19 protein-coding genes and 5 tRNA genes are annotated in these 23,482 nt (G+C 59.7%); 9 read left to right on the top strand and 15 right to left on the bottom strand.

Features of this window, described 5'->3' with window-relative positions:
• The first annotated feature begins 7 nt into the window (after nucleotides 1–7).
• Both glcF and NH395_RS03970 read left to right on the top strand, forming a co-directional pair.
• On the top strand, nucleotides 8–1,237 hold the full coding sequence (gene glcF, locus NH395_RS03975; RefSeq protein ID WP_092826338.1) for a glycolate oxidase subunit GlcF: 1,230 nt from the start codon (nucleotides 8–10) through the stop codon (nucleotides 1,235–1,237).
• A 72-nt stretch (nucleotides 1,238–1,309) separates the two neighbouring features.
• Nucleotides 1,310–1,711 carry a heme-binding protein gene (locus tag NH395_RS03970; protein ID WP_092826340.1) on the top strand — a complete coding sequence of 134 codons (402 nt, stop codon included), beginning with the start codon at nucleotides 1,310–1,312 and terminating at the stop codon, nucleotides 1,709–1,711.
• Nucleotides 1,712–1,839: 128 nt separating this feature from the next.
• Here the strand turns inward: NH395_RS03970 and NH395_RS03965 are convergent.
• The 6 genes from NH395_RS03965 to NH395_RS03940 all read right to left on the bottom strand — a co-directional run bounded on the left by NH395_RS03965 (nucleotide 1,840) and on the right by NH395_RS03940 (nucleotide 3,299).
• Nucleotides 1,840–1,916: transfer RNA gene (locus NH395_RS03965), tRNA-Asp, on the bottom strand.
• 67 nt (nucleotides 1,917–1,983) lie between these two features.
• A tRNA-Val gene (locus NH395_RS03960) sits at nucleotides 1,984–2,059 on the bottom strand.
• Between the two features lie 44 nt (nucleotides 2,060–2,103).
• Nucleotides 2,104–2,180 (bottom strand) — tRNA-Asp (locus NH395_RS03955).
• A 41-nt stretch (nucleotides 2,181–2,221) separates the two neighbouring features.
• Nucleotides 2,222–2,298: transfer RNA gene (locus NH395_RS03950), tRNA-Asp, on the bottom strand.
• Between the two features lie 63 nt (nucleotides 2,299–2,361).
• Nucleotides 2,362–2,437: transfer RNA gene (locus tag NH395_RS03945), tRNA-Val, on the bottom strand.
• Between the two features lie 130 nt (nucleotides 2,438–2,567).
• Nucleotides 2,568–3,299 carry an alpha/beta fold hydrolase gene (locus tag NH395_RS03940; protein ID WP_253022575.1) on the bottom strand — a complete coding sequence of 244 codons (732 nt, stop codon included), beginning with the start codon at nucleotides 3,297–3,299 and terminating at the stop codon, nucleotides 2,568–2,570.
• A gap of 113 nt (nucleotides 3,300–3,412) precedes the next feature.
• Between NH395_RS03940 and hemN the strand changes: the two genes are divergently transcribed.
• Nucleotides 3,413–4,834: an oxygen-independent coproporphyrinogen III oxidase gene (hemN, locus tag NH395_RS03935; protein WP_253022573.1), complete on the top strand. Its 1,422-nt coding sequence runs from the start codon at nucleotides 3,413–3,415 to the stop codon at nucleotides 4,832–4,834.
• Between the two features lie 63 nt (nucleotides 4,835–4,897).
• Nucleotides 4,898–5,635 carry a fumarate/nitrate reduction transcriptional regulator Fnr gene (gene fnr, locus NH395_RS03930; protein ID WP_253022572.1) on the top strand — a complete coding sequence of 246 codons (738 nt, stop codon included), beginning with the start codon at nucleotides 4,898–4,900 and terminating at the stop codon, nucleotides 5,633–5,635.
• Here the strand turns inward: fnr and ttcA are convergent.
• From ttcA to NH395_RS03915, 3 genes are all read right to left on the bottom strand, one after another.
• Entirely contained in the window at nucleotides 5,632–6,555 is a 924-nt protein-coding gene (gene ttcA, locus NH395_RS03925) for a tRNA 2-thiocytidine(32) synthetase TtcA (protein WP_253022570.1), read from the bottom strand. The two genes, fnr and ttcA, sit on opposite strands and share 4 nt — an antisense overlap.
• 77 nt (nucleotides 6,556–6,632) lie before the next feature.
• Nucleotides 6,633–7,277, bottom strand: a complete 645-nt coding sequence (locus tag NH395_RS03920; RefSeq protein ID WP_234346784.1) for a DNA polymerase III subunit epsilon — start codon at nucleotides 7,275–7,277, stop codon at nucleotides 6,633–6,635.
• Entirely contained in the window at nucleotides 7,274–9,103 is a 1,830-nt protein-coding gene (locus tag NH395_RS03915; RefSeq protein ID WP_253022568.1) for a putative nucleotidyltransferase substrate binding domain-containing protein, read from the bottom strand. Before NH395_RS03915 ends, NH395_RS03920 begins: the two co-directional genes overlap by 4 nt.
• 619 nt (nucleotides 9,104–9,722) lie before the next feature.
• On the opposite strand from NH395_RS03915, the gene NH395_RS03910 reads away from it, so the two are divergent.
• The 4 genes from NH395_RS03910 (at nucleotide 9,723) to NH395_RS03895 (ending at nucleotide 16,458) form a co-directional block, all read left to right on the top strand.
• The gene (locus tag NH395_RS03910; protein ID WP_066318397.1) at nucleotides 9,723–9,983 is read left to right on the top strand and encodes a DUF4212 domain-containing protein; all 261 of its coding nucleotides are present in this window, start codon (nucleotides 9,723–9,725) and stop codon (nucleotides 9,981–9,983) included.
• A 6-nt stretch (nucleotides 9,984–9,989) separates the two neighbouring features.
• Entirely contained in the window at nucleotides 9,990–11,786 is a 1,797-nt protein-coding gene (locus tag NH395_RS03905; RefSeq protein WP_253022566.1) for a sodium:solute symporter family protein, read from the top strand.
• 105 nt (nucleotides 11,787–11,891) lie between these two features.
• Complete coding sequence (locus tag NH395_RS03900) at nucleotides 11,892–12,407, top strand: hypothetical protein (RefSeq protein WP_253022564.1); 516 nt, start codon at nucleotides 11,892–11,894, stop codon at nucleotides 12,405–12,407.
• Nucleotides 12,408–12,513: 106 nt separating this feature from the next.
• Nucleotides 12,514–16,458, top strand: a complete 3,945-nt coding sequence (locus tag NH395_RS03895; RefSeq protein ID WP_066318389.1) for a NahK/ErcS family hybrid sensor histidine kinase/response regulator — start codon at nucleotides 12,514–12,516, stop codon at nucleotides 16,456–16,458.
• 113 nt (nucleotides 16,459–16,571) lie between these two features.
• Here NH395_RS03895 and NH395_RS03890 read toward each other — a convergent pair whose 3' ends face one another.
• The 3 genes from NH395_RS03890 to NH395_RS03880 form a co-directional block, all read right to left on the bottom strand.
• The gene (locus tag NH395_RS03890) at nucleotides 16,572–17,234 is read right to left on the bottom strand and encodes a response regulator transcription factor (protein ID WP_066318388.1); all 663 of its coding nucleotides are present in this window, start codon (nucleotides 17,232–17,234) and stop codon (nucleotides 16,572–16,574) included.
• Between the two features lie 262 nt (nucleotides 17,235–17,496).
• The gene (acs, locus tag NH395_RS03885; protein WP_253022562.1) at nucleotides 17,497–19,446 is read right to left on the bottom strand and encodes an acetate--CoA ligase; all 1,950 of its coding nucleotides are present in this window, start codon (nucleotides 19,444–19,446) and stop codon (nucleotides 17,497–17,499) included.
• 182 nt (nucleotides 19,447–19,628) lie between these two features.
• Entirely contained in the window at nucleotides 19,629–20,168 is a 540-nt protein-coding gene (locus NH395_RS03880) for a SprT-like domain-containing protein (RefSeq protein ID WP_253022560.1), read from the bottom strand.
• A gap of 69 nt (nucleotides 20,169–20,237) precedes the next feature.
• On the opposite strand from NH395_RS03880, the gene NH395_RS03875 reads away from it, so the two are divergent.
• Complete coding sequence (locus NH395_RS03875) at nucleotides 20,238–20,900, top strand: YecA family protein (protein ID WP_253022558.1); 663 nt, start codon at nucleotides 20,238–20,240, stop codon at nucleotides 20,898–20,900.
• A 1-nt stretch (nucleotide 20,901) separates the two neighbouring features.
• On the opposite strand, the gene NH395_RS03870 is transcribed toward NH395_RS03875, so the two are convergent.
• Genes NH395_RS03870 through tsaB form a run of 3 tightly spaced genes read right to left on the bottom strand, consistent with a single transcriptional unit; the run spans nucleotide 20,902 to nucleotide 23,445 of the window.
• Entirely contained in the window at nucleotides 20,902–22,023 is a 1,122-nt protein-coding gene (locus NH395_RS03870; RefSeq protein ID WP_253022556.1) for a phospholipase D-like domain-containing protein, read from the bottom strand.
• Nucleotides 22,024–22,042: 19 nt separating this feature from the next.
• Complete coding sequence (locus NH395_RS03865) at nucleotides 22,043–22,750, bottom strand: class I SAM-dependent methyltransferase (protein ID WP_253022554.1); 708 nt, start codon at nucleotides 22,748–22,750, stop codon at nucleotides 22,043–22,045.
• Nucleotides 22,747–23,445 carry a tRNA (adenosine(37)-N6)-threonylcarbamoyltransferase complex dimerization subunit type 1 TsaB gene (gene tsaB, locus NH395_RS03860; RefSeq protein WP_253022552.1) on the bottom strand — a complete coding sequence of 233 codons (699 nt, stop codon included), beginning with the start codon at nucleotides 23,443–23,445 and terminating at the stop codon, nucleotides 22,747–22,749. Before tsaB ends, NH395_RS03865 begins: the two co-directional genes overlap by 4 nt.
• Nucleotides 23,446–23,482: the final 37 nt, after the last annotated feature.

Raw genomic sequence — 23,482 nt, 5'->3', positions numbered from 1 at the left:
AGCTGACATGCAAACGCAGTTTACCGATGCCGACCTTGAAAAGCCGCACATCCAGGAAGCCGACCGGGTGCTGCGCACCTGTGTGCACTGCGGCTTCTGTAACGCCACCTGCCCGACCTATCAGTTGCTGGGCGATGAGCGCGACGGCCCCCGTGGGCGCATCTACTTGATGAAGGAACTGCTTGAGAGTCGTGATGACGACGATCAGGTGACCGAGGAAACCCGCCTGCACCTGGACCGCTGCCTCACCTGCCTTAACTGTGAGACCACCTGCCCGTCTGGCGTGGAATATCACAAGCTGCTCAACATTGGCCGGGCTGAAATCGAACGCCGCGTACCGCGACCCGCGGCTGAACGGGCGCAGCGTTATGCACTGCGCAAGATGCTGGTCGACCCGCAGCGCTTCAAGGCACTGCTGGCGCTGGGTCAAACCTTCAAACCGCTGGTACCCGGCAAGCTGCGCAGCAAGATGCCGGGCGCGCCGGTCGACGCGGGTCAGCGACCCAGCACCCAACACAGCCGCCAGGTACTGATGCTGGAAGGCTGCGTGCAGCCGGGGTTATCGCCCAACACCAATGCCGCCACCGCGCGGATTCTGGACCGCCTGGGCATCAGCGTGACGCCGGTATCCGAGGTGGGCTGCTGCGGGGCGATTGATTTCCACCTCAATGCCCAGCAAGCCGGCCTCGCCCGGGTGCGGGCCAATATTGACGCCTGGTGGCCACACGTTGAGCAAGGTGCCGAGGCCATCGTGCAAACCGCCAGCGGCTGCGGCGCCTTCGTCAAAGAGTATGGCGAAATGCTCAAAGACGACCCGGACTATGCCGACAAGGCCGAGAAAATCAGCGCCCTGGCAAAGGACATCGTCGAAGTGTTGCGCGACGAACCGCTTGAGTCACTGGATGTGCAAGCCAGCCAGCGCCTGGCGTTTCACTGCCCCTGTACGCTGCAGCACGCCCAGAAGCTCAACGGCGCGGTAGAAGGCGTACTGACCAAGCTTGGCTTTGCGCTGACCCCGGTGCAGGACGCTCACCTCTGCTGTGGCTCGGCGGGCACCTACTCGATTACCCAGCCTGAACTGGCCACCCAGCTGCGCGACAATAAACTCAACGCCCTGGAAGCGGGCAACCCGGAAATGATTGTTACCGCCAACATTGGCTGCCAAACCCATCTGGCCGGTGCCAACCGCACGCCGGTTCGCCACTGGGTGGAAATCGTCGATGCTGCGTTACACTGATTCCACACATCACCCCGTGCCCAGCGAATGGCACGGGCTTTTTTAACGGCAAACCCACCAAAGGACAACCTGATGCAAACTAAAGCAGTCTTATCCCAAGCAGACGTTACCCAGGTACTTGATGCCGCCCAGAAAGAAGCCGACAGCAATGGCTGGGCGGTAACCATTGCCGTCGCTGATGACGGCGGCCACCTGCTTGCCCTGCGCCGCCTGGATGGCGCGGCACCCTTCAGCGCCGATGTGGCTACCCAGAAAGCGCGCAGCGCGGCAGTGGGTCGTAAAGAGACCCAGGTCTTTGAAGAAATGATCAACGGCGGCCGCACCGCCTTTGTATCCGCACCGCTTCAGGGGCTGCTCTCGGGCGGCGTGCCGATCATCGTCGACGGCCAGGTGGTCGGCTCGGTGGGTATTTCCGGCGTCAAACCGGACCAGGACGTGCAGGTCGCCAAAGCGGGCGTGAGCGCGCTTGCCTGAGTTAGCGACTGTACCAAGTGCAACCGTATCAAGCGCATACGAAAAACCCCGGATCAATGATCTGGGGTTTTTTAAATTCGTTCGGTCTAAACCGATAATCTTGGCTGCTTGAGATGAAAGCTGCGAAATGGCGGACCGGACGAGACTCGAACTCGCGACCTCCGGCGTGACAGGCCGGCATTCTAACCAACTGAACTACCGGTCCGCTGTATCGCACTGATATCTAGCAGGGTATTGCATCATCACCATTTGCGTACGCTTGGCGTTTCAAATGGTGGGTGGTACTGGGTTCGAACCAGTGACCCCCAGCTTGTAAGGCTGGTGCTCTCCCAACTGAGCTAACCACCCAGGGTATTGGCGTCACCAATTTTTACTTGATTATGTATTTATCGTGGCGGACCGGACGAGACTCGAACTCGCGACCTCCGGCGTGACAGGCCGGCATTCTAACCAACTGAACTACCGGTCCACATACGACAAAACATGGGAAAACAGGCGGGTAAGCGACGATGGCGGACCGGACGAGACTCGAACTCGCGACCTCCGGCGTGACAGGCCGGCATTCTAACCAACTGAACTACCGGTCCGCTGTATCGCACTGCTAACGCTAGGTGCTTTCCTTACTGCAACGTTTCCAGGCCATCAAAAGATGGTGGGTGGTACTGGGTTCGAACCAGTGACCCCCAGCTTGTAAGGCTGGTGCTCTCCCAACTGAGCTAACCACCCGCTGGTCACGTGGCGCTGCATTCTACAGGAGATGCGAAGGAAGTCAACACGCTACGTTCAAATACTGTAGCCAAATACGCGTTAAGGTACCGGCCCATCTCATGATTCAAACGCACGCTTGGCTGACGCCTCACTGCAGGCTTTGAGCGCGCACGAAGGATGCCCCAAGAGCGGCGGCTTCGTCAATCAAAATCGTCTGATCAAGCCCCGATGCGCGACGCGGCTTGAAGTCGTGGTCGCCATCGGTCAGCCAGGCCACGCGAGCGTTATCCGGTAGCGAATACCCCGTCACTTCATCACGGCTCCCCAGCGGGTCGCGCTCCCCCTGGAGAATCAGCGCCGGCACCTGAACCCTCGACCAGTGCGCCAGGCGCAGCTTGTCGGGCGCCTTGGGCGGATGAAAGGGATAACCGGCGATCACCAGCCCGGGGCAGGGTTGCTCGCTTGCCAGCATGCTCGCCACGCGGCCACCCATGGATTTACCCCCAAGCCACAGCGGCTTGACCGTTAACGGCGCCAGGCATGCATACCAATGCGCCAGCTCAGCAACGCTTCGGTGGATGGCGGGCGGTGGGCGGCGTTTGCCCGTCGCCTGCATTTGCTGCATGTAGCCCAGGTCAAAGGTCATCACCTGCAGCCCTCTTCCCGCAAGGGCCCTGGCAAACTGCTGCATAAAGGCTGACCGATGCCCGGCGCCTGCTCCATGAGCGAGCAGCAGGCAGCCTAAGTCTGCCTGACCATAGAGCCTGAGAGGCCCCAGACCTTCCCGCCAAAAACAGCCTTCGGCCTGCTCGGCGACCGCGTCGGCCAGCGCTTGCTGGCTGACGACTTTTTCCTCTGGCCATTGCGTGTCCAAACTCACGCTCTCCTGTTATGTGCCGTTTGCTGCTAACGGGCGTTTCCTTGACGTGGCTCAACGTTGCCGTGGGCGGCACTCGCTACCATGGTGCAAGACTCAGCCTGGAGCCCTGCCTCATGCCTGCCCCCATTCACTCAGCTCAATCAGCGCCGGGTAATCCACTCGCGGCGGCGGTGTGGGACGCTGACCGCCTCCATCGCTATGCGAGAAGCGGCCCGCGCTATACGTCCTACCCGACCGCGCTGTCCTTTGACCCATCGTTTACCGCCGACGATTTCAGCGCGGCGCTGCAACGCAGTAACCAGACCCAACGGCCGCTGTCACTTTATGTGCACATCCCCTTCTGCCGCAACGTCTGCTTTTACTGTGCGTGCAACAAGATCGCGACAAAAAACACCGCGCTCGCCGCGTCTTATCTCGCGAGGCTCGACAAGGAAATGGCGCTGACAGCGCAGAACCTGGATACCCGACGCCCGGTGGAGCAGCTCCACTGGGGCGGTGGCACGCCGACGTTTCTGACCCTCGATCAGATGAGCGAACTGGTGGATAAGCTGGATGCCCACTTCGGGCTTTCAGACGATCCTGAGCGCGACTACGCCATCGAAATCGACCCTCGCGAAGCCGATGTATTGACGCTGCGTCATCTGCAGTCACTGGGGTTCAATCGGTTGAGCCTGGGCGTGCAAGACCTCGACCCACAGGTTCAGCAGGCGATCAACCGCCCCCAGCCGCGGGCGCTGACCGAAACCTTGATGGACGAAGCCCACCGCCTGGGCTTCCGTTCGTTAAATCTCGACCTGATTTACGGCCTGCCACGCCAAACCGCCGACAGCTTTGCGCAAACCCTTCGCCAGGTCATCGAACTGAACCCCGCACGCCTGTCGGTCTTCAATTACGCCCACCTGCCAAAGCGATTCCCTCCGCAGCGACGGATTCTTGATGCCGAGCTGCCCAGTCGCGACGAAAAGCTGGCGATGCTGCGTACCACGATTGCAATGCTGACGGCTGCTGGCTACGTGCATATCGGTATGGACCATTTTGCCCGGCCCGACGACAGTCTGGCCATCGCCCAGCGTCGCGGTACGCTGCAACGCAACTTTCAAGGCTATTCCAGCCACGCCCAATGCGACCTTATCGGCCTTGGCGTCTCCGCCATCTCACGCCTGGATGACAGCTACGCGCAAAATCACAGCCAGCTTGGGCACTACCAGGCGGCGATCGATCAGGGGCAACTGGCCACACAACGCGGCATACGGCTATGCCGAGACGACCTGATCCGGCGCGATGCCATCGAACGGCTAATGTGCGATATGCAGCTTGACCTATCGACGCTCAGTGAGCGCTGGCAGATCGCGCGCGGCTATTTCAAATCAGTTTTAAGCGCACTGGAGCAGGCGCAGCACGATGGGTTGATCGATATCCGAGAACATCGACTCGAGGTGACGCCTATCGGCCGTCTGTTGATACGCCACCTGGCCATGGCCTTTGATGCACGCTTGCCCTCTGAGGCCAGCCATCATTACTCAAATATTGTTTAGCGGTTGTTATTCATGGGCGCCAGCTTCCATAATGAGGTCATGCCATCTCTGTTGGAGACTCTTATGCTGGACGCCACGCATCGGCGGCGCGCCGCCCTGCACGAAGCACGCTGCCAGACCTGCAGCTTGAGTTCGCTGTGCCTGCCGCTGGCACTGGAGCTTGAGGATATCGATCAGTTCGACGCGATCATCCAGCGACGCGCGCCACTCAAGAAAGGCGAGGCTCTATTCCATCAGGGGGATGCCTTCAACAGCGTCTATGCGGTGCGCTCCGGGAGCCTCAAGCAGATCACCAGCGAAGGTGGCGGGCATGACCAGCTGACCAACTTTTACCTCCCCAGTGAGCTGGTAGGGCTCGATGCGATCGATGAGCCGCACTACCCCGGCAGCGTGATCGCCCTGGAAACCACCACCGTGTGCGAGATTCCCTTTGACCGCCTCGACCGGCTGTCTGAAAAGCTACCCGAGTTACGCGGCCAGATATACCGCAGCATGAGCAAGGAGCTGCGCAATGACCGGCGCATGATGCGCCTGCTATCGGCCAAGACCGCTGATCAGCGATTGGCGACCTTTCTGGTCACACTTTCCGATCGTTTTCGCCGCCGTGGGTACTCGCCCTACAGCTTCCGTCTTTCCATGCCCAGGGCCGACATCGGCAACTACTTGGGCCTGGCCGTCGAGACCGTCAGCCGGATTGTCAGCCGCTTGCAGTCGCAGGAGGTGGTCGCCGTTTCCGGTCGTGAGGTACAGATCCTCGACATGGCGAAGCTGCAGCGGCTCGCCGAAGAAGAAGGTTGCTAGCCAACGTTAAACGCCTGAATACGCCCGGCTAGCAATTCCGCCTGCTTGGCTTCCAGCCCGGCAAAGTCGAACAGGTCACGGTCAGCCAGCTGTGAAGGCGCGACGTTGGTGACCGCTTTGAACATGCTTTCCAGACGGCCAGGGTGTTTCTTGTTCCACTCGGCCAGCATCTCCTTGACCACCTGCCGCTGCATATTGGGCTGGGAGCCGCACAGGTTGCAGGGGATAATGGGAAACGCCATCAGGCGCGCGTACTCGGCAATATCCGCTTCCTTGCAATAGGCCAGGGGCCGGATGATGATATTCTTGCCATCGTCGGAGAGCAGCTTGGGCGGCATCGATTTCAGACTGCCGCCGAAAAACATGTTCAAAAACAGCGTTTCCAGAATATCTTCCCGGTGATGCCCCAGGGCGATCTTGGTCGCACCGATTTCCTCGGCAAAGCCATACAGCGACCCGCGCCGCAGGCGCGAACACAGCGCGCAGGTGGTTTTGCCCTCGGGGGTTTTCTCTTTCACCACCGAGTAGGTATCACGTTCCAGAATATGGTAATCCACCCCGCGTTGCTCGAGATAGGTCGGCAGCACATGCTCGGGAAACCCCGGCTGTTTCTGGTCCATGTTGACGGCTATCAGCGAGAAGTTGACCGGCGCATTGCGCTGCAGGCTCAGCAGCATCTCAAGCATGGTGTAGCTATCCTTGCCACCGCTCAGGCAGACCATGACGCGGTCGCCTTCGTTAATCATGCGATAGTCGATAATCGCATTGCCCGTTTCGCGGCGAAGCCGCTTTTGCAGCTTGTTGAACTCGCGTTTTTGTTTGGCATCGTGGGCTTCCGAGGCGTCAGCCGCGTCGGATAAGCCGGGTGCCGCGTCGGCAGTCGCCAACGCCGGGTCAAAATGAACAGGATCATGTTGCATGGTAATCGCACTGCCGATGGTAAAAGAAGCAGCCGTTATTCTAGCAACTCCCAGCGCAATGACCCAATCGCAGGCCGCTATGAAACAGTATCCACCTCGTTACGCTGCAGGCGAAGGTACAGAAGCGCGCTGGCCGTGGCGTCTTCCAGCGCCCGCTGGGGCGTCTTGCTGGGCACTTGCCAGCAGTCAAGCGCACGCGCCAGCTCGGCTTCCTGTTCCGCCTGGGGATGTAGTCGCCGCAAATGGCGCTGGTGCAGCCTGGTGACATCCACCCGGGCATTGGGCAGCCCAAACCCCAAATGATCACGCAGCGCCTGCTCAAGCGGGGCGAGACGCTGATCGAGCTGCCAGCCAATGATTGGCCGATTGCCGATAAACTCAACCAGCGAACGCAGACTTTCAATGTTCAGCGGTTTAGTGGCCTCGACGCTATACAGCAGCTGATGACGACGCTCGGCGGCATCACTTCCTCCGCGCGCGTCTTCCCTTAGCGCCGCCACCCAGGCACGACTGGTCAGCACCTGGTGCTGGCGCAGCGTCACCGCTGCTACGCTCATGACGCCATGGTGGGCAAAGCAAGCCAATGCCACCAGTTCATTGCCCAGGTAGGGCTGGAAGAGCCACGCGTAGGGAGACGCTGCATAGCGGCGGCGCTCGCTTCCTCTGCGCAGCATGCCGCCAAGCCAGGCGAAAGGGGCGTCCAGATAGTGTCGACTGATCACGAATACTCCAAGTGGTAACGATGGGATAGACGCTGCTTGAAATCCTTGACGATATGCAGCGCTTCGCGCAGTAAATCGCGCTCCAACGACGATAATTCCTGCACCACGACCCGGTTGGAGCGCTCCTGTTGGTCATCGGAGCCGTCGTTGGCGAGGTCGTCCAGCTGCCGTTTGAGCCGTAACTCGCTGAATAGCGCCAGGGCTTCGCCAAGGTCATCGGCAAAACGGCGGTTGAGTCGCCCGTCCTCGGCCAGGGCATCCAGGCGCTCAAACGTCGAGGTGGCAGGGATACGCCGCTCGAGCGCCAGAGTGCGGACGCCATGCACAATGGGAAAGATGCCGCCTTTCTTGATATCGATACCGTGCTGGGGCTTCTTGAGTGAACCGAACAGCGTCAGCGGCGTGGAAAAGCGCAGCGCGGTGCGGGCGAAGTAAGACAGCAGCAACTCATCCCGGGAGCAGCGCTCAAACAGCTCTTCGCGCACGCTTTCCAGCAGGCTCGGGTTGCCGGCCACACCGTGAGAGTCGAGCATGATCGCCAGCTTCATCAGACTGTCGCCGTCACGCGCGCTTGCCCAGCGCGCAATGCGCCCTTTCCATTCACTTACCGTGGCGACCCAATCCGGGTTCGACACCATGATATTGCCCGGACACGGCGGATACCCCAACTCGATCAAGGTCGAGGTAAGCCGCTGCATGTCGTCTTGCACCGCTGGCCAGTCAGCATCATCGGCGAGAATCAGCCCGTTATCCTGATCGGTCTTGAGAATTTGCTCACCGCGACCCTCACTGCCCATGACCATCATGCAACTGTCCTGCTGGTGCGCCGCGTCAATCGTGAACTCCCAGGCCTTGCTCATGATGCGACCGTTCAGTGCCGCCAGCAGGTCCATCGCAAAACGTAGCTTCACGCCCTGGGCCATCAGCGCGCTAACCAGTTCGGGGGTGCGGTGGCTGGCGGCTGCCAGCTCGGTCAAGTCATTGGCCTGCTCGACCTGGAGACTGACCACATAACTGCGACTGGAGAAATAGCTCAGCACATCGGTCAGCTCGACCACGCCGACGACCTGTTTCTCGTCTACCACCACGACACGCGTCACCTTGTGGCGGGTCATGCTGACCAGCGCTTCAAACAAGTATTGAGCGGGCCTCACCGTCACCAGGGTATATTGGGCGATATCGGCAAGCGCCGTGGTCACCGGACGCTGCGACAGCACAATGGCATTGAGCAGGTCGGTCTTGGTGACCATACCCGTCTGGCCTGAGGCCTCGACCAGCAAACTGTCGGCATGGCTATCGCTGAGCGTGCGCACGGCCTTGTCGATATCCGCATTGGCGGGCAGCAGCAGCGGTGCGCGCATGCATTCGCTGACGCGGGCCAGCATAAAGCCCGCCATCGTCACGCCGCCTTCGGCGCGCTTTTCGGTCAACAGGCGAGCTTTATGGGCCAGCGACTGGCGGAAGAACTGGCTAAACTCCGGGTACTCTTTACACAGTGTCTTGAATAACGCCTTGGGCATCAGGTAGCACAGGCATTCCTGCTCCGCTTGAAAGCGGTAGCGGCTTTTACCGTTCAATATACTGATTGCGCCAAATAGATCGCCTGCCGTGTAGTGGCCGATACGCGACATGGACGACGGCAAGGTAGGGTCCAGTTCAGCGACCTCACCCTTGTGGATCACATAGACGTACTCGCCAGCCTGGCCTGTCTCGACAATAATATCGTGGCGTTCAAAATAGGCGAGGTCCATGCCACGACGCACGTGATCCTTGCCCTCGTCATCCAGCAGTGAAAACGGGGGCTGGGAAAGGTCTACATCTACCATGGGCATGACCTCGTTAGCATAATGCGGCGTCAGGAAGCCTGACGGTCTCAATTACATCTCACACTTACTCTTCTCGACCACTCTTCTCAACCATTCTTCACAGCCAGTCTTGCAACTACTACTTTGGATTATTGCGCTAATGTCTAATACGCTTTACTTATGTTGGCGGCGTGTCACTGACAAAATAAACCGTCGCTTTTAGACGTATTTAAAAAACGGCTTACCATCTTTAGAACATAGCAAACATCGCCCTATACTCCCCACCTAGACCATCGTCCCATGTCGCTAATAAAACTTTGCTCATTGGTGTCAAAAACCCACAAAAAGGCTCATTTTCAAGTGATTGGCTACCTTTTGATCACCACCAAAGTTTATTGATACCAAAGTCTGGGATTTATTTTTTGCATTTATTGCCCAGTATTGTCAGTGAGTCATGCAGGGTAATCGCACGTCGTTGCACCACTCAAAATCCACCTTGGCCAAGTGACGTGTTAACGAACGGCTGATTCATGACATCACAAAATGCGAGTGGATCTAAAAACGTGCGATTGGCCTGGTGGGTCAACCGCTATTCCGAGTGAACTTTCCAACCTAAAAAACACTAGTGGAGAGCAACACAATGGCAGACGACAAATCCAATGCTGCTGAATACTGGAAAGCCAACGTCCGTACCATTATTGGATGCTTGGCGGTCTGGGCATTCGTCTCATACGGCTGCGCTATTCTCTTTCGCCCGCTACTGGCCTCAATCCCTGTCGGTGGTACCGATCTGGGCTTCTGGTTTGCTCAGCAAGGGTCAATTCTCACCTTCATCGCCTTGATCTTTTTCTATGCCTGGAAAATGAACAAGCTCGACGAAAAATTTGGCCTAGGGGAGTAAGCCGGTATGAGCCAATTTGCAATCAACCTGCTCTTCGTAGGTGCCTCCTTTGCCTTATATATAGGCATCGCGATCTGGGCACGTGCGGGGTCAACAAAAGACTTCTATGTCGCTGGCGGCGGCGTCCATCCGATCACCAACGGGATGGCAACCGCTGCGGACTGGATGTCAGCGGCTTCCTTCATTTCAATGGCGGGTCTGCTGGCCTCTGGTGGTTACGCCAACTCCACCTTCCTGATGGGCTGGACCGGCGGCTACGTTATTCTTGCCATGCTGCTTGCGCCCTACCTGCGTAAGTTCGGCAAGTTTACCGTTCCCGACTTCATCGGCGACCGGTTCTACAGCAACACGGCCCGCCTGGTGGCGGTTATCTGCCTGATCGTGGCCTCGGTGACTTACGTTATCGGTCAGATGACCGGTGCGGGCGTCGCCTTCTCGCGCTTCCTGGAAGTGCCCAACACCGCAGGCATCTGGATTGCGGCCGCGATCGTATTCCTGTACGCCGTTTTCGGCGGCATGAAGGGCATTACCTATACTCAGGTGGCGCAGTACGTCGTCCTGATCATTGCCTATACCATCCCGGCAGTCTTCATTGCCATGCAGTTGACCGGCAACCCCATCCCGATGTTCGGCATGTTCAGCACGCATACCGAATCGGGTCTGCCGCTACTGGAGAAGCTCGATGATGTAGTGAACGCACTTGGCTTCAGGGACTACACGGCGGATGTCGACAACAAGCTCAACATGGTGTTGTTTACCCTGTCGCTGATGGTCGGTACTGCAGGTCTTCCCCACGTCATCATTCGCTTTTTCACCGTCCCCAGAGTCGCTGATGCACGCTGGTCGGCAGGCTGGGCGCTGGTGTTCATCGCCTTGCTGTACCTGACCGCACCGGCGGTTGGTTCCATGGCGCGCTTGAACCTCGCCACGACGATCTACCCGGAAATGGCGGGGCAGGTAGAGGACTATGACGCCGCGGCGGAACAGGCACTCGTCTATGAAGAGCGCCCTGGCTGGATCCGCACCTGGGAAGAAACCGGCCTCATCCAATTCGACGACAAGAACAATGATGGGCGCATCCAGGTCTACAACGACAGCAATGAAGAATACGCCGAGGTTGCTGAGTCGCGTGGCTGGGAAGGCAGCGAGCTGACCGTCAATAACGATATTCTCGTACTTGCCAACCCCGAAATTGCCAACCTGCCCGGCTGGGTCATTGGCTTGATTGCAGCGGGCGGTATCGCCGCGGCGCTATCGACGGCAGCCGGTCTTCTGCTGGCGATCTCGTCGGCCATCAGTCACGATTTGATCAAGACCATGATCAATCCCAAGATCACCGAGAAAGGGGAAATGCTGGCCGCGCGTATTTCCATGGCGGGCGCCATCCTGGTAGCCACCTACCTTGGCCTCAACCCACCCGGGTTTGCCGCCCAAACCGTGGCACTGGCCTTCGGTATCGCGGGTGCCTCCCTGTTCCCGGCGTTGATGATGGGCATCTTCTCCAAGAAGATGAACAATTCAGGCGCGGTGGCCGGCATGCTGGCTGGCCTGGCCTGCACCCTGCTTTACATCTTCACCTACTTGGGCTGGCTGTTCATTCCGGGCACCAACATGCTGGAAAATACCGCGGATAACTGGTTGTTCGGTATTTCGCCGCTGTCCTTCGGTGCGGTTGGCGCATTGATCAACTTCACAGTGGCCTTCCTGGTCTGCAAGGTGACCGACGAGCCTCCGCAGGAAATTCAGGAGCTGGTCGAAAGCGTTCGCTACCCGAAAGGCGCTGGCGTTGCCGTCGACCATTAAGTCATAATCATCCCCTACCTGCGGCCCTAAGGGTCGCAGGCTGTGGAACCGACCCGCCATCGGGCTTCCTCCGGGAGGCCCGATGGCTTTTTAGAAGGACGTATTATGATTTGGCATCTGATTGCCGCGGTATTTGCAGGTCTGGCAGCGGCAGGGATTGGCCTATTACTGCGCACGCTCAGCGGCAAGCGATTACCCAAGTGGATTGTGCCCGTTTGCGGGGGGCTGGGTATGATCAGCTACCAGATCCATATGGAGTATTCGTGGTTTGAGCACAAGCAGCAGCAGCTTCCCGACACCGCCGAGGTGATTTCCAGCGACACCAGCCAACAGGTCTGGCGGCCGTGGACCTTCATCTTCCCGGTGACGACCAAGTTCAGCGTCGTCGACAGCGAGAACATTCAACTGGGGAGCAGCGATGATGAGCGAGTGGCGCAATTCATTCTGTACCAGTTCGAACGCCACTACACCGATGTGATTACCCACCATCCCTATGTACTCAATTGCGATAGCCGTGAACTGATTCCCCTGGAGCCGGAAACCCGGGAGCCACAAATCGACCGGATGCGGACGCTGCGCGATACCTCTTCGCTACTGACCCATGTATGCGGTAACGCATAATCACCCCTATCTCACGCCTGACGGCAAATCTTATTTCGCCTAGAATGGTGCGCCTGACAGGTAGGTTCCAGTTGCTTGAACGATAGGCATAAGGCGGGAGACAGCTATGTTTCATGGCGGACTGTTGGTCGCGGTATCGCTTGTGTATATCGCGGTGCTATTCGGTATCGCCTGGTACGGCGACCGCCGTGCTCGCATGGTCGGGTCAAGCCGTCGTCGCCCCATCATCTACAGCCTGGCCCTGGCGATTTACTGCACCTCCTGGACCTTCTACGGCGCCGTGGGCCAGGCGGCGACCGCTGGCTGGTCGTTTGCCAGTATATTCGTGGGACCGGTGCTGACGTTTTTATTGTTCTGGCCCGTGCTTGCGAAAATGATCCGCGTAGCCAAGCATCAGAACGTTACCTCCATCGCCGACTTCATTGCCTCGCGCTACGGTAAAACCCAGTCGCTTGCGGCTTTCGCAAGCCTTGTTGCCCTGGTCGGCACCCTGCCCTACATCGCGCTGCAATTGAAAGCCGTCTCGACGACGTTCAGCGTGCTCACCGCTGAAGGCGACATGACCAAGGCGCCACTGTTTGGCGATACTGCGTTTTATGTCGCCGTGGTGATGGCGATCTTTGCCATTCTTTTCGGGACGCGACACACCGACGCCACCGAGCACCACGAGGGGCTGATCCACGCCGTTGCCTTCGAGTCACTGGTCAAGCTGGTCGCCTTCGTGGTGCTTGGCGTGTTTGTCACCTGGGGCATGTTCGACGGCTTGGGCGAGCTGATGGACTACGCAGAGACCCAGTTGGAACTTCAGCGTCAACTGGCCAACCAGGATTTCGGCCAAAGCTTCTGGGCGCAAACCCTGCTGGCGATGCTGGCGATTCTGTGCCTGCCCCGTCAATTTCACGTTGCGGTGGTCGAGAACACCCACCACGACGACGCGACAAAAGCCCGCTGGCTGTTTCCGCTTTACCTGATCGTGATCGCATTCTTTGTGGTGCCGCTGGCGGCTGCCGGTTTGATGCTGTTTTCCGATTCGTCGGTCGAGCCGGACACCTATGTTCTGGCGCTGTCGATGGCATCCGGCAATGAATGGCTCACCCTGCTGACGTTCATCGGCGGCTTTTCCGCCGCCACGGGCATGGTCATTGTCGCGGCCGTTGCCGTGTCGATCATGATCTCCAACGAAATCGTGATCCCGGCACTGTTCCGGTTGCGCTGGTTCGACACCAAGGCGAGGGATTACGGTCGCCTGGTCTTGCGTGCGAGACGCCTGACCATCGTCGCCGTCTTGGCCATGGCCTACGGCTTCTACCAGATGATCGCCGAGTTCACGTCACTGGCGTCGATTGGCATGCTGTCCTTTGCGGCTGCGGCCCAATTTGCCCCTGCGCTGATCGGCGGCCTGTACTGGAAGCGCGGTAACCGGCTAGGGGTCATCGTCGGCATGAATGCTGGCTTCGCCATTTGGGTCTACAGCCTGCTCATGCCCGCCATGATCAGCGCCGGTGTACTGCCAGCCAACTGGCTCGATGGCGGCCCTCTAGGGCTCGCCTGGCTGTCGCCGACGGCTCTGTTCGGCCTGAATATGGGCGACAGTTTCACCCATGGGGTCATGCTGTCCCTGGGGGTTAATCTGTTCAGCTATATCTTCATCTCCCAGGTTACGTCCCAGCGCGTGGTCGAGCGCATTCAGGCGTCGCTTTTCGTCGACAGCGTTGAAACCCGTCAAACCTCGGTTAACCGCCCCTGGACCGGGGCGACCACGGTGGGCGACTTGAAGGTGCTTTGTGAACGCTTCCTGGGCGCGGGTCAGGTGGACCGCGCCTTTGAAGACTACGCGAGACGTGCGGGTAAACCGCTGGATGACAGCACCCGAGCCTCTATCGATGTTATCCAGTTCACCGAGCGTTTCCTGGCCTCTGTGCTTGGGGCGTCTTCTGCACGGATCGTGGTCAACTCTGCCCTCCAGGGACGCGGCATCGGTATTTCCGACGTCATCTCGATTGTCGATGAAGCCTCCCAGGTGCTCGAATTCAACCGGGCTCTGTTGCAGGCCACCATCGAGAACATCAACCAGGGCATCAGCGTTGTCGATCAGAACCTGCGACTGGTGGTGTGGAATCAGCGCTACCTTGAGCTGTTTCGCTTCCCTGATCACCTGATTCGTGTGGGCGCGCCAATAGACCGTATCTTCCGCTATAACGCCCACAACGGCGAATACGGTCCCGGCGACCCCGAAGAACATGTCCAGCTGCTGCTGGACAATATTCGCGACGGTCATCCCCACCGCTACGTCCGCTACCGTCAGGATGGCAGCGTGCTCGAGGTGCAGGGCAACCCCATGCCGGGTGGCGGCTTTGTGTACACCTATCAGGATATTACCCAGCAAAAACGCATCGAGGAAGCGCTGATCCGTTCAGAGAACAATATCCGGATTTACACCGATAACGTTCCTGCCCTGATTGCCTACTTCGATAAGGAAGGTCGCTACCTGTTCACCAACCGTGCTTATGAACAGGCCTTTGGTATTGATCGTAATGCCGTGATCGGCAAACGCTACGAAGACGTGCTGCCCAGGCGGCAGGCCCAGGAAAGAGCCCCCTGGGTGGCCCTCACCCTGGGCGGTGAACGCGTCAGCTTTGAGGTTTCCATGCCCATGGGCGACTCCCTGCGCCACATGCTGGTGACCTATACCCCCCACTTCGGCGACAGCCAGTCGATTCTGGGCTTCTTCGCCCTTTATCAGGATATTACCGAACGCCGTCAGGCAGAGGTCGCCCTCAAGGAAACCAATGAAACCCTGGAGGAGCGCGTGCGCGAGCGCACCCAGGCGCTCTCGGAAGCCAACGCGGCTTTGCGCCAGGAGAACCGCGTCCGCGCCGAAGCCGAACAGGCACTGCGCCAGGCCAAGCAGCTGGCTGAAGATGCCAACGCGTCCAAGACGCGTTTCCTGGCGGCGGCGAGCCACGACCTGCTCCAGCCGCTGAACGCCGCGCGGCTGTTTACCTCGGCGCTCATGCAAAATGTCACCGTCCCGGATACCCAACGCACCATTGGGCATATCGATAATTCGCTGCAGGCGGCGGAAGAGCTGCTCAGTACACTGCTGGACATCTCCAAGCTCGACGCCGGGGCTCTGACGCCGCGGCGCAGCCACTTTGCGCTGGCCGACATCTTCCGCCCGCTGCGCGCCGAGTTTGAAGTGATGGCCGATGAGCGCGGGCTGGACCTGGTCGTGGTGCCCACCCAGCAGTGGGTCGACTCGGATCCCCAGATGCTGCGCCGCATTGTGCAAAACTTCCTTTCCAACGCGATTCGCTATACCCAGGAAGGCCGTGTCATGCTCGGCTGTCGCCGCCAGGGCGAGCGGCTGGTCATTGAAGTCTGGGACAGCGGCCCCGGGATTCCCGACTCCAAGCTCAGCGAAATTTTCCAGGAGTTCCGTCGCCTCGATCAGGTATCACGGCACAAGGAAAGCGAAAAAGGCCTCGGGCTTGGGCTTTCCATCGCCGACCGCATGAGTCGTGTGCTCGATCATCCGATCAAGGTTCGCTCCTGGGAAGGTACCGGCACGGTGTTCTCGGTCAGCGTGCCGCGCGTTGAAGCCCGCGAAACCCGCGCCGACGACCAGGACCAGGGACCACGCCGCACGGGTAACAAACTGGCGGGGACCCGCATCGTATGTATCGACAACGAAACGCTGATTCTCGAGGGCATGACCGCCATGCTCAGTGGCTGGGGCTGCGAGGTCTTCACTGCCACCAGTATCGGCGGCGCCAAGTCGATCCTGCGCAATATGGATGGCGACCCGGACGCCATTCTGGCCGACTACCATCTGGATAACGAGGTCACCGGCCTGATGGCCCTTGAAGCCCTGAGCGAGCGTTTGACCACTGCCGTCCCCGGTATCGTGATTACCGCCGACCGCACCGAAGCCGTGGCCGAGGAGGTCAAGCGCGCCGGGTATCAGCTGCTCCTCAAGCCGGTTCGCCCGGCGGCACTGCGGGCGCTGTTGACGCGAACGCTGCAGGCCAGCCGAGCGGCCAAGGCCTAGCTGGAAGACCGCTTGAACGAAACCGCCTCCGTGGCAAGACCACGGAGGCGGTTTTTCTCGCTTCCAGGCGCGAAGCGCCGCTCTGCCAGCTCAGCGCCAGGCGAAGAGGCCCGTCACGACTCGACTTTGGGCGGCTCGACTTCCAGCTTCTGCGCTGCAATGACCGCCTGGGTGCGCGAGTGAACGCCCAGCTTACGCAAAATGGCTGTCACATGCGCCTTGATGGTCGCTTCGGACACGTTCAGCTCGTAGGCAATCTGCTTGTTCAGCAGACCTTCGGTAAGCATATTGAGCACCCGGAACTGCTGGGGGGTCAGCGACGCAATCGCTTCGGCAAAACGCGACTCTTCTTCGCTGGTTTCTTCCAGCACGCCCGCCAATGCCTCGGGTAGCCACACCTCACCCTGCAAAATCTCGCTGACCGCTTCAGCGATCAGCTGCAGCGATGATGATTTGGGAATAAAGCCTGACGCGCCATAATCGATGGCACGGCGCACGACATAGGGCTCGTCGCTGCCCGAGACGACGGCCACCGGGATATCAGGCATTTGCCCACGCAGCTGGATAAGCCCCGAAAAACCATGGGCGCCCGGCATGTGCAAATCCAGCAGAATGAGGTCAGCATCCGGGTGTCGGTTGACCACCTCCGTTGTCGCCTCCATGGTATCGGCTTCCACGATTTCTGCCTGCGGGGCCAGTTGGCGCAACGCCTGGGTGAGTGCTGCACGAAACAGCGGATGGTCATCTGCGACGATAAACTTGTGGGCTACTGCCATGGATATTCCTCCGGTTCCTCAAGCAGCGGGGTTTGCTGCTGCCGCGACGCTGGGCACATACGGTTAAGGCATGGTACCCCATGGGCTTCGCCATGCCCAAGCGTCATATGCACAATTTGTAATGGATTCTTCATCACGCTGAACAAAGCAGTGCCGGCGCGATGGCCGGCACTGATCGTCATAGCCCTTGGAAAACGGGCCAACACTCAGCCTGTTGTTTATCACCTGCCCCATCGTGGGAACGACGGGACCAGCGAACAGGCTATTTATTAACGCGATGCTCGATCAATTCATCCACTACCGAAGGATCGGCCAGCGTACTGGTATCCCCCAAACCGTCGCATTCATTGGCGGCAATCTTGCGCAGTATACGGCGCATGATCTTGCCCGAGCGGGTTTTGGGAAGGCCCGGTGCCCACTGAATGACATCCGGTGAAGCAATGGGGCCAATATCCTTGCGTACCCACTGGGTCAGCTCTTTTTTCAACTCATCCGTCGGGTCGATCTCGTCGTTCAAGGTTACGTAAATGTAGATACCCTGACCCTTGATATCGTGAGGGAAGCCGACCACAGCGGCTTCGGCAACAGCGGAGTGGGCCACCAGCGACGATTCGATCTCGGCGGTCCCCATGCGGTGGCCCGACACGTTAAGAACGTCGTCAACCCGCCCGGTGATCCAGTAATAGCCGTCTTCGTCACGGCGACAGCCGTCACCGGTAAAGTACATGTTGTCGTAAGTGGAGAAATAGGTCTGCACGAAGCGATCGTGGTCGCCCCAGATTGACCGCGCCTGCCCCGGCCAGGCATCCAGAATCACCAGATTGCCTTCGGTGGCGCCTTCAAGCAGGTTGCCTTCGTTGTCCACCAGCGCGGGCTGAACGCCAAAGAACGGCTTGGTCGCCGACCCCGGCTTGAGCGGCGTGGCACCGGGCAGTGGCGAGATCATGATGCCGCCGGTCTCGGTCTGCCACCAGGTATCCACGATCGGGCACTTTTCGTTACCGATGACCCGGTAGAACCACTCCCAGGCTTCGGGGTTGATGGGCTCGCCCACCGAACCCAGCAGGCGCAGCGAATCGCGCTTGCTTGAGTCCATGACGTTGTCGCCGTGGGCCATCAAGGCGCGCACCGCGGTCGGTGCGGTGTACAGGATATTGACGTTATGCTTGTCGACGATGTCGCCCAAACGGCCATGGGTCGGGTAGCTGGGCACGCCCTCGAACATCAGGGTGGTGGCGCCGTTGGCCAGCGGGCCATAGACGATATAGCTGTGCCCGGTAACCCAGCCGACATCGGCGGTGCACCAATAGACTTCACCTTCGTGATAGTCGAACACGTACTGGTGAGTCATCGCCGCAAAGGTCAGGTACCCGCCGGTGGTGTGCTTGAGCCCTTTCGGTGCGCCGGTGGAACCCGAGGTGTAAAGAATGAACAGCGGGTCTTCCGCGCCCATCGCTTCGGGCTCGCATTCGGTGGACTGCTTGTCGACCAGGTCGCTAAACCACAGGTCGCGGCCTTCTTTCCATTCGATCTCGCCGCCGGTGCGCTTGACCACCAGTACATTCTGGCAGACATCGGTGCCTTCCCGAGTCAGGGCGGCGTCGACGTTGTCTTTCAGCGGTACCTGCTTGCCACCGCGCACCGACTCATCGGCGGTAATCACCAGCTTGGAATCGGCCCCGATAACCCGCTGGGCCACCGCGTCGGGGGAGAAACCGCCAAACACGACCGAGTGCACCGCACCAATGCGCGCGCAGGCGAGCATGGCCATGGCGGCTTCAGGAATCATCGGCATGTACAGGGTGACCGTGTCGCCTTTACCGACCCCCAATTCTTTCAGGCCGTTGGCCAGTTGGTTGGTGCGTTCGTAAAGCTCACGATAGCTGATGTGCTTGGACTCGCTGGGATCGTCGCCTTCCCAGATGATCGCGGTCTGATCACCACGTTTTTCGAGGTGTCGGTCCAGGCAGTTGGCGGCGACGTTCAACTGGCCGTCTTCAAACCAGCGAATATCGACATTGTCACGCGCGAAGGAAGTGCTCTTGATCTTGGACGGCGCCTTGATCCAGTCAAGCCGCTTGGCCTGTTCAGCCCAAAAGCCTTCCGGATCGTCTACCGACTGCTGGTACATAGCCTGGTAGGTGGCTTCGTCAGCCCACGCGTTGGCGGCGATATCTTCGCGCACCGGATAGACGTTCTGCTGTTCGCTCATGAAATTGCCTCTGTCCGTGGAAATGCACTCTCTAAAGGAATGTAGCCGATATTATTTTTAACGTTACCGGCACCACCTATTTGTCACCCTAGCATAAACCTCTCGGCCCGGCCTTCCCTTTAGACATTGGTATTAACATTTTTAGCATTAATTACAATAACTTATAGCAAAGAATCCAGGCGTCATCCAGCACAGTAGACCAAGGTCTCAGCACAATGACGACAGCGATAGCGACGACCTTTTACGACCAAAGCATGACGCCGGGGCGTCAACTGGTGGTCTCGGCAACCACACCGATAACGATAGGGAGCTGGCTGCGCCCGCGCCACGTTAAAGCGATGCGTCACCTTGGGTTTCAGGCCGAACAGGTCGCGCATCACGGCTTTCCATTCGCGTCCGTGGGGTTTCAAGCGGGTGCCATCAGCGAGGTGAAACACAAGCCAGTGGGCCATTTCATGGGGGATAACCTCGTCGAAAAACGCGCCTCGGTTTTCATCCAGCAGCACGGGATTGAACCTTAATCCGCCGCGGCCAAGGTGCGCCTGACCGGCGGAAGCACCGCGCAGGTCAAACCATACCCCAGGACGCGGTAGCTCTGGATAGACCTCGCGGCAACGCTGCCAGGCATGCTCGACGCGCTCGCGGGCAGCCTGGTGCAATGCGTCTGTGCTCAAGGCCGCAAGGGTTGCATCGGGCCAAGGGGGGAGTGGCGTGGTCGTCATTAGTGATAAACTAGCCGTCATTGTGTCATTTTGACTGTTTGTTTCCGCTGCTCATTGATGAGGCTCCTTATGCCAGCGCGTCCCCATCCGCCCGAAGAGGCGACTCCGCCGCAGCCGCTGCTTGACGATGAACAACTCGACAGGCTGGACGATTTTCTCGCGTCAGACCGAGTCGACGAAGATGCTCTGGACCTGATCTCGGCGCACGGATTTCTCGTTGCGCTGGCCGTCGGCCCTAGCGAAGTGCCGCCTGCCCAGTGGATCGCCGAGCTGTTCCATGGCGAACCCCGCTACGTCGACGAGGCGCAGCGCGACGACATTATCCACCTGCTCACGCTGCTACGCGATAATGCCATGGCGGTTCTCGAGCAGGGTGGCTTGCCTGAACTGCCCTTCGAACTGACCCTTGGCGGCATACCCGCTGAAGAGACGCCCATCGGCGATTGGTGCGCCGGGTTCATGGAAGGCGTGTTCTGCGATGAGAGTGCCTGGTTCCAGGATGACGAGGAAACCGCGGCCACCCTACTGCTGCCTTTCATGCTGCTGTCGGGGCTGTTTGACGACGAGCCCGATATGGCCGAAATGGCGGGCGACCTTGAGCGCCAGGAAGCGCTGGTGACCCAGTTACCGGAGCTGGTACTCGACCTTTATCTACATTACCGCGTGCCACCGGAAACCACCAAGCCCAAGCCGCGCCGAAAAACGCCCGCCAAGGGTAAACAGCGCCGCTAAGTTACTTGAGCCGGGTCATCAGGGCATCCAGCAGCCCATAGAGCCACTCCTTGGCGCGCTGCTTCCAGGGCCGCGCCGCCCAGGCTACAGGGTCCACCTCCTCGCTGGCGGCGAAGTGGCCCTCGAAAAGCTCGCGTACTTGCTGTGCCAGGCCCGGGTCCTCCACCTCCTGGTTCGCTTCGAGGTTCCAGTGCAGATTCCAATGGTCGAAATTGCACGACCCGATACTGATCCACTCGTCGGCCAGTACAAACTTAGCGTGGATAAACGTCGGCTGAAATTCGTAGATGCGTACCCCGGCCTTGAGCATCGCCTGATAAAAGCGCTGCCCGGCATAGCGCACGCCGGGGTGGTCATGTTTGGCGCCCGGCAATAACAGTCGAACATCGATACCACGCCTGGCGGCACGCACCAGCCGTCGGCGCAGGGGGAAGGTGGGCACGAAATAGGGCGTGCACAGCCACAGCTGTTGCTCTGCCTGTCTTACCCGCTGATGCAGCGAATAACGAATGGCCTGGTAGCGATAGCCCCTCGCCGACATCACGCGTCCACGCACACCGTCGGCAAAGCAGGGCGGTGTGCGCTGGACGGGCAATGGCTGGCTGCTCGCCTGCGCCTGGTCAGGACGCGTCAGTCGCGACCGCCACAACCGCCTGAACAGGTTTTCCCAGTCAGCCACCACCCGACCTTCGGCGCGCACCGCAATTTCATACCAGGCATCGAGGAACTCGTCGACCGCGCCAAAGCCACCGGTGAACGCCAGCCCTCCATCGACCACCACGATCTTGCGATGGTCGCGGCTCAAGTTGCGCGCCAGGGAGTGAAAGCCCAGCGGGTTAAAAAAGCGCAGTTGAACACCCGCGTTGATCAAGCGACGCCGGTCCTGGCTCGACAAGCCCATCGAGCCAAAACCGTCCAGCAGCAGACACACCGTTACCCCGCGATTGACCGCCTGGACGAGCGCCTCGATAACCCGGTCGGCCAATCTGCCTGACGCCATCAAATAGAGCTCTACCAGCACATAGTGCTGGGCATGATGAATGGCCTCGAGCATTGCAGGTAGAAACCGCGACGCCTCAGGAAGCAGGGTAAAGCGATTGCCTTCGCGCCAGATCGACGACATTCCCCCTCCTTGGTAAGCGTTAGCGCGTCAGGGCGCGGTGGACATACATATCGTAGCGACTGGTTTTGCCTTCCAGGGTGTGCTGGGGTGCAGGCCCGGCAATCGGCGGTGCCTTGCGCGGTCGTTTGACCACCACACGATGGGTGGCCACATCCAAAGCCGCTTCCAGCAGGCGGGGGGCATCGTCGTCGTCACCGGCCAGCTCGCGAAAAAGGCGCATCTCTTTTTTGACCAGCGCAGATTTTTCCCGGTGGGGAAACATGGGGTCAAGATGGACCACCTCAGGATCAAAGGCAGCGTCAGCTACCAGCGCGGCCAGTGCCTCGGCGGCATCCCCGTGGCGCAACGTCATACGCGAAGCGATGGGCGCGGTGTCGGCAATGTTGGCTGCACGGGACAAGCCATCGGCAAGCAGGGCCGCAATCGCCGGGACGCGCTCGATCAGCAATACCGACGCGCCCAGGCTTGCCAATACAAAGGCATCGCGACCCAGGCCGGCCGTGGCATCGACCACGTGCGGGTTGAGCCCCTTGTTCAGGCCGCAGGCCTTGGCTACCAACTGACCACGCCCGCCGCCAAATTGGCGCCGATGGGCGGCCCGCCCGGCCGCAAAATCAACACTGAGCGGCTTGCCGAACTGCCACTCATTGCCGGTTAACACCAGTTGCCCATCGCGATAGACAAGCGTTAACCCGGCTGGCAACTGGCCGACATCGGGCAGCGTCATGCGGGCTTTTTCCACGCCACCTGGTTGCGCAGATAGACCGGCTGCACCGCGTGGGCTGGCTGCCCCAACCCGTCAGCGAAGTCCCGGGCGGCCAGCCAGGCCATTTCCTCGGCACGCGGTTCAAGGTCGGTCAGATGGTGCGTCATTGCCGCCTGAAACGGGGTGTTGAACTGCTCCCAAAGCGTAAAACCGCTCCCGACGCCGACCCAGTCGGTTGCTTCGTCGGGCAGTTGCACCGCTTTGGGCGTGAGGACGGCCTCGTCGCCTTGACGGCGCACGCTGTCATGCAAGCAGTGCCACGTCGCCACATAGACCTCCCCCATGCGGGCATCCAGCGCGGTCACGACATGGCGCAGGTGATAGCGACGATGGGCCTGGAGTGCCAGCGCTTCAAGCGTGGAGATACCCAGTAACGGCCGATCCAGCCCAAATGCCAGGCCCTGTGCTGCCCCCGCAGCGATACGCAGCCCGGTAAACGAACCGGGGCCGCGGCCGTAGGCAACCGCATCCAGTTGGCCTGACGTAACCTGGGCGTCGCCCAACACCTCATCGACCATCGGCAACAGCCGCCGGGTATGCGCACGCGGTGTCATTTCAAAGCGCGCGACGCACTCGCTGTGGTCGGCGTCCTGGCGCAGCAAGGCAGCGGAGCAGGCGCTTGAAGAGGCATCGAGAGCGAGAAGATATAGCGACATAGCGATTCAGCACTCGTGAGAAGTAGACGGGCATTAT

The sequence above is a fragment of the Halomonas sp. Mc5H-6 genome, assembly GCF_024124705.1.
GTDB lineage: Bacteria > Pseudomonadota > Gammaproteobacteria > Pseudomonadales > Halomonadaceae > Vreelandella > Vreelandella subterranea.
This window is presented reverse-complemented; position numbering and strand designations above follow the sequence as displayed.